Origin of the sequence: Streptomyces sp. NBC_00029, from assembly GCF_045160505.1 — a bacterium.
Classification (GTDB): Bacteria; Actinomycetota; Actinomycetes; order Streptomycetales; family Streptomycetaceae; genus Streptomyces.
This window is the reverse complement of sequence record NZ_CP108292.1, coordinates 3,607,502-3,619,069: the sequence shown is the minus strand read 5'-3', so window position 1 is coordinate 3,619,069 and position 11,568 is coordinate 3,607,502. Positions and strand designations below refer to the sequence as shown.

The following is an 11,568-nucleotide window of genomic DNA, read 5'->3' as shown; positions in this document are numbered from 1 at the left end:
GTCCCATCCGCCACTGACAATCGTGGACTTAGCGCGAAAACCGGCGGTGGGGGCGGGTGCGGGCGGGGCGCGCGGGGTCGGATGCGGGCGGGCGCGGGCCCGTGTTCGCGTGATGGATGATGGACGGACGAGGGAATCACGAACCGGGAGAAGAACACATGGCCCCCCGCATCCTGCTGGCCCGCCACGGCCAGACGGCGTGGTCCCAGCTCGGCAAGCACACCGGACGCACGGATGTGCCGATGCTGGAGGAGGGCAAGCAGGGCGCGAAGCTGCTCGGCGAGCGGCTGGCGCGCGACCCGTGGCGGGCACTGCCCGGCGTGGAGGTCCGCACCAGCCCGCTGGTCCGCGCGAGCGAGAGCTGCGACCTGGCGGGCTTCGGCGCCCGGGCCGAGCCGTGGGACACGCTGATGGAATGGGACTACGGCGACTACGAGGGCATGACCCCGGCCGAGATCCAGGCGGTCCGGCCCGGGTGGCTGATCTGGCGCGACGGCGTTCCGGGCGGTGAGTCCGTCGCCGACGTCGCGGCCCGCGCGGACGAGGTGGTCGCCTGGGCCCGCTCGGCGGAGCGCGACGTCCTGGTCTTCGCGCACGGCCACATCCTGCGCACGCTGGCCGCGCGCTGGCTCGGCCTCGAACCCTCCTTCGGCGCCAGGATCCGCCTGGAACCGACCTCCCTGTCGGTCCTGGGCTGGGCGTACGGCGCGCCGGCCCTGGAACGCTGGAACGACACGGGCCACCTGGACGTTTAGCACTGGGCTTCGGCGGTGTCCGTGCCGGGTGCTCGGCGGTGTGCGGCGGGCCGCGCATCTGCCCTGCGGGCTGCTCGGCCGGGTTCTGCCGCGGGCTGCGCCGGGTGCCCTGCGGGCGGCTCGGCGATGTGCGGCTCGGGCCGCCCTCGCCTCGGGCTGCGCCTCAAACGCCGGCGGGGCTGGGGGGTGCGGGCGCCTCGGCAGTGTGCGGCTCGGCCGGGTTCTGCCTCGGGCCGCGCCTCAATCGCCGGCGGGGCTGGGATGCGCGGGCTGCTCGGCGGTGTGCGGCTCGGGCCGCGCCTCTGCCCTGCGGGCTGCTCGGCCGGGTTCTGCCGCGGGCTGCGCCGGGTGCCCTGCGGGCGGCTCGGCGGTGTCCGTGCCGGGTGCTCGGCGGTGTGCGGCGGGCGGCGACTCTGCCCTGCGGGCTGCTCGGCCGGGTTCTGCCGCGGGCTGCGCCTCAATCGCCGGCGGGGCTGGGGTGTGCGGGTTTGTCGGCTGGGTCGGTTCGTGGTGCCGTGCCGGGGCATCTCCTCGGCTCGCGCCTGCGGCGGGGGTCCAGCTGTATGGCCTGGGTTGCGGGCTCGTCCTGCGGGGACACCCCGCCACGTCCCCCCTGCCCTCCGCCGGAGAGGCCCACGGGGGGAACGGCTGGCACTGCCGAAGGTCTGCCGTGGGGTGGGGACACGTAGGAGGGTCCCCGGAGGACGAGCGCGCGACCGCGGCCGCCTGTCCGTGACGGGCCCGCGTGCGCCGAGCCGAGGAGACTCTCGTGCGGGGCACCGCCCCACACCACCGAGCCTCGCCGGCGTTTGAGGCGCGGCCCGAGGCGGGACAGCCCGCGCCGCAGGGCATTGGCCGAGGAGACTCTCGTGCGGGGCACCGCCCCACACCACCAGCCCCGCCGGCGCTTGAGGCGCGGCCCGAGGCGGAACGCGGCCGCGCCGCTACCGCCGAGCCCGCCCGCAGGGCACAGGCGCCCCCCGGGCCGGGACAGGCCCGCGCAGACGGGCACCGCCGAGCCACCCGCAGGGCACCGGCGTTCAGGCGCCCCCCGGGCCCGGGCGGGCCGCGCGGGTCAGGAATGTGGAGACGCGGGGGGAGCGCTGGTGGGGGACGAGGGCGGCGGCCGTTTCCGCCAGCATCGAGCGGATGCGGGTGGACTGGACCTCGGCCAGGAGGTCCAGTACGCGGCCCCCCGCCCACGCGGCCTCGTCAGGGGCACCCGCGCGGGCCAGGTCACCGGCCAGCTCGGCGGTGTAGAGGGCCACGTTCCGGGCGAAGTGCGGGTCCTGGAGGTCGGCCGCGCGGCGGGCGTGCCGCGCCGCGCGGGCGTGCTCGCCGAGCGCCGACCAGCACCGCGCCTCCAGGGATTCCAGCTCCGCCTGCCCGAAGAAGGACATCCACTCGGGGTCGTCGTCCGACTCGCCCCGGGAGAATTCCGTGTGCGCCCGGGTCAGCGACTCCTCACAGGCCTTGCGGTCGCCCAGCCCCGCCCACCCGCCGGCCTCCCGCAGCGCGAGCAGCGACAGCAGCCGCGGGGAACCGAGGGAGCGGGCGGCGCGGCGGCCCGCCTGGGCGGCCCGTACCGCCTCGCGGGAGCGGCCGCAGTCCCGGGCCAGGAAGGCCATGTTGCTGAAGGCGTGCGCCTCCAGGCCTGCGTCCCGGGCCACCCGGGCCGTCGCCAGGGCTTCCGCGTAGTGCGAGCGGGCGTCGTCGAAGCGGCCGGAGTCGTGGGCCAACCAGCCGACGGAGACGGCCAGTTCGCCGGCGCCCGAGTGCAGCCGGTCCTCGGTGGACTGCCGGGTGGCTCCCGCGTCGAGCAGTGCGTAGGCGGTGCGCAGGGGTTCGGCGGCCCGCCGGTACAGGGCATCGGCGCCGTGCCGGTCGTCCAGCAGGCGGATCTGGCGTACCGCGTCCTCGACGGCGGCGGCCTCGGACTCGCCGGCGCGGGAGGGGATCCGGCGGGTGTCGCCGAGCAGGGTGAGGCTGAGCGTGGCGGCCGCCACGGTCGCGGAGCCGCCCGCCATGAACGCGCGACGCAACACGTCGCTCTCCTTGGAACTGGAACTGGAACCGGAAGGGGATCGGGGGGTGGGCACGGAGAAGGGGGCGGGATCGCGGTGGGCCGAGCGGCCTCGGACGCTCTCGCGGGGGGAGAAGCCGAGATCGGCCAGGGCGCGGCCGGGGAACATGTGGAGGAAGACGCGCTCGTAGGCGTAGTTGGGGCAGCGGATCTCGCCGGACTCGACGCGGCCGATGTAGCGCGCATCGCAGGAAACCGTTTCTCCGATTTCCTTCGCGGCCCTGCGCACCAGGGCAGCGAACTCGGCCGGGGAGTGCTGCCCGCGCAGCCGCCGGAACGTGGAGTTGGGTGAGTGGGGGAACGCCGCCATGGACGTGGCCTCTCTGGCAAGGAACGCTGCACCGGGGCTGTGACGTGGGGTCCGGCGCGCATGAACGTACCGCCAGTGACAGGGTGTTCATGCGATGTTTGGCTACAAAACGGATATCTCACCCGCGATCCGCCATGAACTGCCATCCTTTGCGGCGTCTTGCCACCGCACCCGTTGACGTTCCCGTGCGTTGAACCCATGCGGATACGGATCGAGGAGGGGTTCCCTTGGTGGAGGGCGGCATGGAGAGCACTGGAACGAATACCGCGTCCGAGCCCGGCGCGGCCCCGGACCTGGACCTGGTGACCGTTCCTACCCGGCAGGGGCTGGAGGCGGTGGACATCATCCGCCGCGCCGCCAGCCAGGCCGGTGGGGTCGGGCCCGTCCTGCACGACGGATCCGGCGACACCCTCGGCTTCCTCGTCCCGTCCGGCACCGCGGACGCCTGGGACCTGCCGGGCAGCGCGTGTACGCAGACCAACGGGCGGGGGCTGCGCCTCGGCGACGGGATCTTGCCCAACGCGGGCGCCACCGGCTGGCTGCTCCCGCCGGAAGCCGTCGGGCCGGTCACCGATCCGGAGGTGCTGCGCGCGGCGCTCGGCGAGGCGGCCCGGCTGATCGAGGCCGCGGACAACTGCCGCTGAAACCGTCGGGGTGTGCCGCCGCCCGTCACAATGGGGTGGTGGCAGGCAAGGACAGGAACAAGGGCAAGCAGCGCGGACGCGGCAGCGCCGAGGCGGTCGTCGGGCAGGTGGACGGCGGCCGGGCGGAGCTGGAGCCGGACCGGGAGCGGGCCGGGGCCTGGACCCTGCTGATCGACGGAGCTCCGCAGTCGCACGTGGACCTGGGTGATCCCGGGTACCTGGACTTCGCGTACCAGCGGCGGATCGGTCATCTGATCGATCTCGTCGCGCCCGCCCGGCAGCCCCTGAACGTGCTGCACCTGGGCGGCGGCGCCTTCACCCTCGCCCGCTACACCGCCGCCTCCCGTCCTCGCTCCACCCAGCAGATCGTGGAGATCGACGCCGCCCTGGTGGCCTTCGTACGGGAGCACCTGCCGCTGGATCCGCAGGCGCGGGTCCGGGTCCGGGCGGTGGACGCGCGGGCGGGGCTGGCCAAGGTCCCGGACGGCTGGGCGGACCTGGTGATCGCGGACGTGTTCAGCGGGGCCCGTACCCCGGCGCACCTGACGAGCACCGAGTTCCTGGACGACGTACGCCGTGCGCTGGCGCCCACCGGGTGGTATGTGGCGAACCTGGCGGACGGTCCGCCGCTGACCCATCTGCGGGGGCAGATCGCGACGGCCGCGTCCCGGTTCACGGAGCTGGCGCTGGCGGCCGACCCGGTAGTCTGGCGAGGGAAACGTTTCGGCAATGCCGTCCTGGTGGCTGCCGACCGTGAGCTGCCCGTGGCGGAATTCACCCGCCGGGTCGCGAGCGATCCGCACCCGGGCCGGGTCGAGCACGGCCGGGCGCTGGCCGATTTCGCGGGCGGTGCCGCACCGGTCGCGGACGCCTCTGCGGTGGCCTCGCCGCAGCCGCCGCCCTCGGTCTTCCGGTAGCCGGCCCGGTACGGACGGGGCTCTCGCAGATAAAGATCGCCGGAGGACTCCCGGTGAGCGGCCGCTCTGCGTAGCCTGTAAGCCCCTGGGAGGTTCGCCCCTTCTACGACGCGTTCAGGAGACGGCAAAAGCAATGTCTGATTCCCCCGCAACCTCCGGTGCTCCGACCTCGGGCAGCCCGTCCACCCCCAGCACCGCCTCCTCCGACTACACCAAGCGGCTGGCCCGCCTGGAGCAGTCCGGGATCAAGCGGTTCGTGCCCACGCAGGCCCCCTACCGGTGGAACCTGCAGCGGCTGCAGCTGGGCCGGGTCCTGGACGTCGGCTGCGGGCTGGGGCGCAACCTGCTCAACTGCGGACCCGACAGCGTCGGCGTCGACCACAATCCGCACTCGGTGCAGACCTGCCGTGAGCGCGGACTGAACGCCTTCACCCCCGACGAGCTGGCCGCCGCCCCGGACTGCGGGCCCGGATCCTTCGACAGCCTGCTGATCGCGCACGTGCTGGAGCACATCGACGAGGAGACCGCGGGCTCGCTGCTGGAGCAGTACCTTCCGCTGGTCCGGCCGGGCGGCTCGGTCGTCATGATCACCCCGCAGGAGCTCGGCTACAAGACCGACGCCACCCACGTCCGCTGGGTCGGCTTCGAGGAGCTGCGCGGCCACGCAGGCAAGGCGGGGATCGCCGTCCGGCGGACCTACTCCTTCCCCTTCCCCCGCCCGATGGGCAAGGTCTTCCCGTACAACGAGTTCGTGCTGGTCGGCACCGTTCCGGCCTAGGCCGGAACGCTCCGAGGGGCGGCCTCAGGGGTCGACGATCTCCACCAGCGGCGGGTGGTTGTACCAGGTGCAGAACACCGAGACCTCCTGGCCGTCCCGGGTGAAGGTGACGCGGATCAGGTAGTCCTGCTTCCACACCTGCATCCGCCACCCGGCCGCCGGGGTGGCCGAGACCAGCTCGGCTGTGGACGCGCCCAGCGAGAGGGTGACCCGGCCGCCGGACACCGGATAGGCCTGCACCTTGCCCGAGTCCGAGGCCCCGCCCTCCGCCGGCCGGTCCGTGCCGGCGGAGGGCGAGGGCTTCTGCGACGTCCCGGGGGTCGCCCCGGCGGTCGGCGACGGGTCCGGCCCGGCCGACCCGGAGGGCGACGGGGAGGCGGACGCCGACGGGGTCGGGGACGCCTTCGCCTCGTGCGTCGAGGAGGACAGCGGCTTGGTGGCCAGGGGCACAGCGAGCGGTGGATCGTAGGCCGTCCCCGACATGACGGTGTGCACGCCCCACCACGACAGCGTCACCGCCGCCCCGGTCGCCAGCGTCCAAGCCATGGCATGAAGAAGTCCTCGTCGCATCAGGGCACATACTGCACCACCCGCCCCAAGTGTGGCCCGACACCCCGCTGGGTCGCCCGGATGGACTACCGTGCGGGCCATGGCAAGTGTGCTCGTGGTCGAGGACGACCAGTTCGTACGTTCCGCCCTCATCCGGCACCTGACCGAGGCCTCGCACACCGTGCGGAGCGTCGGCACGGCCCTGGAGGCCCTGCGCGAGGTCGCGCACCACCGCTTCGACGTGGTCATCCTCGACCTCGGACTGCCCGACCTGGACGGGTCGGAGGCGCTCAAGATGCTGCGCGGCATCACCGACGTACCCGTGATCATCGCGACCGCGCGCGACGACGAGGCCGAGATCGTCCGGCTGCTCAACGACGGCGCCGACGACTACCTGACCAAGCCCTTCTCGGTGGAACACCTCTCCGCCCGGATGGCCGCCGTGCTGCGCCGCTCCCGGGCCGCTGCCGGGGCCGAGCCGCCCTCGCGCGTCCTGCGCGTCGGCGGGCTCGCCATCGACCCGCTGCGCCGCCAGGCCGAGCTCGACGGCGCCGTACTGGACCTCACCCGGCGGGAGTTCGATCTGCTGGCCTTCCTCGCCGGGCGCCCCGGGGTGGTCGTGGCCCGGCGGGAACTGCTCGCCGAGGTCTGGCAGCAGTCGTACGGGGACGACCAGACCATCGACGTCCACCTGTCCTGGCTGCGCCGCAAACTCGGCGAGACCGCCGCCCGGCCGCGCTACCTGCACACGCTGCGGGGGGTCGGGGTCAAGCTGGAGCCGCCCCGGTGAGCGCGCGATGAGATGGGCCCTGGTCAAGGTGTGCCTCGCGGTGACGGCCATGGTGGTCGTCGCCTTCGCCGTACCCCTCGGGCTCGTCGTCCAGGAAATGGCCAGCGACCGTGCCTTCTCCAACGCCGAACGGCAGGCCGCCACCATCGGGCCGACGCTGTCCATCACCACCGACCCCGTGCAGCTGCAGAAGGCGGTGGAGTCCACCCAGATGGGCGCCGCCCGGCGGATGGCCGTCCACGTGCCCGCGATCGGCGACAGCCCGCCGGTGAACATCGGCGAGAGCCGGGCCGGGGAGCACACCGTCGCGGAGACCCGGCGGATGGGGCGGGCCACGACGGCCAAGGTGGCGGGCGGGGGCTCGGCGCTCCTCCAGCCGACCGCGCTCGGGTCCGGCGACATCGCCGTGGTGGAGATCTTCGTACCCGAGAGCGAAGTCAGCAACGGCGTCGGGACCGCATGGCTGGTGCTCGCGGGCGTCGGGCTGGCACTGATCATCGGCTCGGTCGGGGTCGCCGACCGGCTCGGCGCCCGGCTGGTCCGGCCCGCCGAACGGCTCGCGGACGCGGCCCACCAGCTCGGTGAGGGCAGGCTCGGCGCCCGGGTGCCCGAGGACGGGCCGAAGGAACTCCGGTCCGCGGCCGTCGCGTTCAACGCGATGGCGGACCAGGTCGTCGAACTCCTCGCCAACGAGCGGGAACTGGCCGCCGACCTCTCGCACCGGCTGCGGACCCCGCTGACCGTGCTGCGGCTCAACACGGCCTCGCTCGGGGACGGTCCGGCCGCCGAACAGACCCGGGCGGCCGTGGAGCAGCTGGAGCGCGAGGTCGACACGATCATCCGCACGGCCCGGGAGCAGCGCCCCGCCACCGGCCCGGGCGCCGGGGCCGGCGCGGGCTGCGACGCCTCCGAGGTGATCCGCGACCGGATGGGCTTCTGGTCGGCGCTCGCGGAGGACGAGGGCCGCGAGGTCCGGCTCGCCGGGGTGGACCGTACGGTACGGATCCCCGTGGCGCGGCCCGAGCTCGCCGCCGCCCTCGACGCCATGCTCGGCAACGTCTTCCGGCACACCCCCGAGGGCACCCCCTTCGCGGTGGACGTGCACGACGCGGGCGACGCGGTGATCGTGCTCGTCTCGGACGCGGGTCCCGGCATCGAGGACCCGGACGCCGCCCTGCGCCGCGGCAACGACGGCGGCCGCGACGGGTCGACGGGCCTGGGCCTGGACATCGTGCGCCGGGTCGCGGAGTCGACCGGCGGCGACGTACGGCTGGGGCGCTCGGTGCTCGGCGGGACCGAGGTCCGGGTCTGGATCGGCCTGGACGGCCGGACCCTCGGCGGGCCCGGAGCGGGCCGCGCCGGCCGCGGCCGACGCGGCAACCGACGTAACCGGGGGCGCGCCTCGCAGGCGTGATGTCGCCGTCTCGGTACGGTCCGCGGCATGGACACCCTGATCTTCGGCGGGCTCCTCGCCACGCTGATCGCCCTGTACCGGGGCGCGTCCCGGATGGTCGTGCTCGGAGCGTGGTGGGCGGTGCTGATCGCCGTCACCCTGCTGACGGCGCACCACATCACCAGCGGTCTCGCCCTGAAACTGAGCTACTGACCGTGGCCGCGACGATGCACAGCCTCGTGCCGGACGCCCCGCCGGAGAGCGGCCTGCTGGGCCGCGTCCAGTACTGGTTCGCCTGCTCCTTCGCCGTCGGCTGGACGGGTGTCGTCCTGGGCGGCCTCTACCAGCAGTTCGGCGCGGGGGACGTCCCGTCCCCGCTGTGCGTCGCGCAGCGGATGTTCATGCTGCTGGCCGCCCTGGGCGCGGCGTACATCATCCGCGCGGCGCTGATCAGCGGCACGGTGACGGGCCGCGCCTACATGACGGGCTGGGGCCTGTCCCTGGTCGCGTCGATCGGGGGCTCCTTCGCGTCCTGGCGGCAGACCATGCTGCACATCCTGCCGGGGGACAAGGGGTACGGGAGCGAGGTGTTCGGCCTGCACCTGTACGTCTGGGCGTGGATCCTCTTCCAGGTGTCGGTGGTCGCCATCGGCATCGCCCTGGCCTTCGCCCACGCGACGACCGACCGCGCCGTCCCCGCGGTCCGGCCGGGCGCGCTGCGCACGGCGGGCCTGGGCGCGCTGTGGTTCCTGGGCCTGGTCATCGCCGTGAGCCTGCTGGCGGTCTTCCTGGAGGAGGGCTTCCACTGGTTCCTCCCGGACGCCCCGAAGGGCTACCGGTTCTTCCGCGACATCGGACTGCAGGGCTGACCGGGCCCGCGAGCGAAAGGACTTCCGCAATGCGCTACGCAGTCCTCGGCACCGGGGCGGTGGGCCGGACGCTGGCCGAACGGCTCCTCTCCCTCGGGCACGACGTGGTCCTCGGCACCCGTGACCCCGCCGCCACCCTGGCCCGCACCGGACCGGCGGGCAGCGGGGCCCCGGTCGAGCCGTACGCCGCCTGGCAGGCCGGGCATCCCCGGGCGGGGCTGGCGACCTTCGCCGAGGCGGCCCGCTCGGGCGAGGTCCTCGTCAACGCCACGGGCGGCCGGGTCAGCATCGAGGTGCTGACCGCGGCGGGCGCCGGGCACCTGGACGGCAAGGTGCTCATCGACCTCGCCAATCCGCTCGACTTCTCCGGCGGGTGGCCGCCCGTGCTCGACCCCGCCAACAGCGACAGCCTCGGCGAGCTGATCCAGCGGACCTTCCCGGGCGCGCGGGTGGTCAAGACGCTGAACACCATGAACTGCGCGGTGATGGTCGATCCGGCCCGGGTGCCCGGCGACCACCACGTCTTCCTGTCCGGGGACGACGAGGACGCCAAGAGCAGCGTGCGCGAGCTGTTGCAGTCCTTCGGGTGGCCGCCGGACTGCATCCTGGACCTCGGCGGGATCGAGACCGCGCGCGGCGTCGAGATGCTGCTGCCGGTCTGGCTGACGCTGATGGGCCGGCTCGGGCACGCCGACTTCAACTTCCACATCCAGGGCGCCCGACCGCGCGCCTGACCGCACTCCGGGAGGTCCTGGCGCTTCGGCCGGGCGCTTCCGCCGTGCCGTCCGCCGGCCGTGCGATGAACCGGCCCGGACGGGGGCGCAAATGTTGCCGCGCCCCCGGACCGCGCCGAGGGTGGGCGTGACGGAAGGAGCCACGCATGAGAGTCATGCTCAGGGCGCACATGGACACGGCCGCCACCAACGAGGGCATCAAGACCGGCGCGCTGCCCCAGGGGATGAAGCAGCTGATGGAGAAGCTGAAGCCGGAGGCGGCCTACTTCGGCCTGCACGAGGGCGTGCGTTCCTGCTGGATCGTCTTCGACCTCCAGGACAGCTCGCACATGCCGGCGCTGATGGAGGACCTGTTCCTGCAGTTCAACGCCGAGGTCGAGGTCGCCCCCGTGATGAACGCCGAGGACCTGGCCAAGGGCCTGGCGGCGATGCGGTCCTCCTCCTGACGTGCCCGGCTAGCGGCCCTTCCCGTACGCCGTCGTCCTCGCCGTGGCCATCGCCAGCACGGCGGAGGCGGTGACCGCCGCGCACGAAACGGCGAACGCCGCCCGGTGTCCGTAGGCGTCCGCCAGTGGTCCGGAGGCGGCCGCCGCCAGCGCCTGACCGAGGATCAGGCCACTGCCGGCCACCGTCATGGCCTCGCCCATCCGCTCGGCCGGCCCGGTCCTCTCCACCAGCCCGAACAGCGCGATCAGGTGCGGGGCCACGGCCAGTCCGATCCCCGCGACGGCGAGGGCGGCCCCCCAGAGCCCGGAGACCACCAGCAGCGGCAGGGTGAGGACGGCCTGGGCGGCGATCGTCCACCGCAGCCGTACGGTCAGGTCCGCCGACCCCGGCCGGGCGACCGTGACGAAGCCGGCGACCGAGCTGGTCACGGCCATGGCGGCCCACACCAGCCCGGCCGCGCCCGCCTCGCCGAGGGATTCGGCGAGCGCGTTGACCCCCGTGTTGGCCCCGCTCCACGCGGCCCCCTGCAGGACGGCCAGTACGCACAGCAGGACCAGCCCGGGCGACCACAGCCGTACGCCGGCCCGTGCGCCCGGGGCCGGGGCGACCGGGCCCGGAGCGGTCGGATGCACCGCGAAGAGGGTGCCGAACACCAGGATGAGCGCGGCGGCGAGGACGAGCGCCGAGGCCGGGTGCACGGTGACGGCCAGGATGCCGGCCAGTGCGGGGCCGACCATGAACCCGACCTCGTCCAGGGTGGTGTCGAAGGACAGGGCCGAGCCGAGCAGCTTGCGGTCCGCGCCGGCCAGCCGCGCCCAACGGGCCCTGGCCAGCGGGCCGACCTGCGGGACGGTGAGGCCGGCCGCGACGGCGAGCGCGATGCGGGCGGTCAGCGGCAGACCGCCGAGGACGGCCGCGACGAGGGCGCACAGCACGGCGGCGTTCGCACCGCAGGCGAGGAGCAGCACCGGGCGGTGGCCGCGCCGGTCGGCGAGCCGGCCGATGACGGGGCCGCCGAGGGCCTGGCCGAGCCAGAGCGCGGCGGCCACCGTGCCGGCGTCCCCGATGCCGTCGCGGGCGTTGATGAGCAGGAGCGTTCCGATGGGGCACAGAGCGGCGGGGAGCCGGGCGAGGAACGCGTAGAGGGGCAGCGCGGTACCGCCGAGTGCGAGCACGGCGCGGAAACCGGCGGGCGGGCGCGGGGGCGCGGAAACGGGCAGGGTCACGGACAGCCTCCATCCGCACGCCGACCCACCCGTGTCTCCGGCGCACTGCGTTGCCCGTTGCCCGGGGACGCTA

The 11,568-nt window shown here is 74.3% G+C and carries 13 protein-coding genes; 10 read left to right on the top strand and 3 right to left on the bottom strand.

Translation table 11 applies throughout. The annotated features are described in order from the left end of the window. The first annotated feature begins 158 nt into the window (after positions 1-158). Positions 159-755: a histidine phosphatase family protein gene (locus tag OG753_RS17025; protein WP_405789041.1), complete on the top strand. Its 597-nt coding sequence runs from the start codon at positions 159-161 to the stop codon at positions 753-755. 1,040 nt (positions 756-1,795) lie between these two features. Here the strand turns inward: OG753_RS17025 and OG753_RS17020 are convergent. After that, entirely contained in the window at positions 1,796-3,148 is a 1,353-nt protein-coding gene (locus OG753_RS17020) for a tetratricopeptide repeat protein (protein WP_405789040.1), read from the bottom strand. A 242-nt stretch (positions 3,149-3,390) separates the two neighbouring features. Between OG753_RS17020 and OG753_RS17015 the strand changes: the two genes are divergently transcribed. The 3 genes from OG753_RS17015 (at position 3,391) to OG753_RS17005 (ending at position 5,487) form a co-directional block, all read left to right on the top strand. Beyond that, the gene (locus OG753_RS17015; RefSeq protein ID WP_405789038.1) at positions 3,391-3,792 is read left to right on the top strand and encodes a hypothetical protein; all 402 of its coding nucleotides are present in this window, start codon (positions 3,391-3,393) and stop codon (positions 3,790-3,792) included. A gap of 38 nt (positions 3,793-3,830) precedes the next feature. Further along, complete coding sequence (locus OG753_RS17010) at positions 3,831-4,709, top strand: fused MFS/spermidine synthase (RefSeq protein WP_327262625.1); 879 nt, start codon at positions 3,831-3,833, stop codon at positions 4,707-4,709. Positions 4,710-4,842: 133 nt separating this feature from the next. Continuing rightward, complete coding sequence (locus tag OG753_RS17005) at positions 4,843-5,487, top strand: class I SAM-dependent methyltransferase (RefSeq protein ID WP_327262624.1); 645 nt, start codon at positions 4,843-4,845, stop codon at positions 5,485-5,487. A gap of 24 nt (positions 5,488-5,511) precedes the next feature. Here OG753_RS17005 and OG753_RS17000 read toward each other — a convergent pair whose 3' ends face one another. Continuing rightward, entirely contained in the window at positions 5,512-6,057 is a 546-nt protein-coding gene (locus OG753_RS17000) for a hypothetical protein (protein WP_327262623.1), read from the bottom strand. 79 nt (positions 6,058-6,136) lie between these two features. On the opposite strand from OG753_RS17000, the gene OG753_RS16995 reads away from it, so the two are divergent. The 6 genes from OG753_RS16995 (at position 6,137) to OG753_RS16970 (ending at position 10,268) form a co-directional block, all read left to right on the top strand. Further along, complete coding sequence (locus tag OG753_RS16995; RefSeq protein ID WP_327262622.1) at positions 6,137-6,826, top strand: response regulator transcription factor; 690 nt, start codon at positions 6,137-6,139, stop codon at positions 6,824-6,826. A gap of 7 nt (positions 6,827-6,833) precedes the next feature. Continuing rightward, a complete protein-coding gene (locus OG753_RS16990) occupies positions 6,834-8,240 on the top strand; it encodes a HAMP domain-containing sensor histidine kinase (protein WP_327262621.1) in 1,407 nt (468 codons plus the stop codon). Between the two features lie 27 nt (positions 8,241-8,267). After that, positions 8,268-8,432 carry a DUF5993 family protein gene (locus tag OG753_RS16985; protein WP_314252606.1) on the top strand — a complete coding sequence of 55 codons (165 nt, stop codon included), beginning with the start codon at positions 8,268-8,270 and terminating at the stop codon, positions 8,430-8,432. A gap of 2 nt (positions 8,433-8,434) precedes the next feature. Beyond that, positions 8,435-9,088, top strand: a complete 654-nt coding sequence (locus OG753_RS16980) for a hypothetical protein (protein ID WP_405789035.1) — start codon at positions 8,435-8,437, stop codon at positions 9,086-9,088. A 29-nt stretch (positions 9,089-9,117) separates the two neighbouring features. Continuing rightward, positions 9,118-9,822: an NAD(P)-binding domain-containing protein gene (locus OG753_RS16975; RefSeq protein WP_327262619.1), complete on the top strand. Its 705-nt coding sequence runs from the start codon at positions 9,118-9,120 to the stop codon at positions 9,820-9,822. 146 nt (positions 9,823-9,968) lie between these two features. Beyond that, positions 9,969-10,268, top strand: a complete 300-nt coding sequence (locus OG753_RS16970) for a DUF3303 family protein (RefSeq protein WP_327262618.1) — start codon at positions 9,969-9,971, stop codon at positions 10,266-10,268. Positions 10,269-10,277: 9 nt separating this feature from the next. On the opposite strand, the gene OG753_RS16965 is transcribed toward OG753_RS16970, so the two are convergent. Beyond that, positions 10,278-11,495: an MFS transporter gene (locus OG753_RS16965; RefSeq protein WP_327262617.1), complete on the bottom strand. Its 1,218-nt coding sequence runs from the start codon at positions 11,493-11,495 to the stop codon at positions 10,278-10,280. Positions 11,496-11,568: the final 73 nt, after the last annotated feature.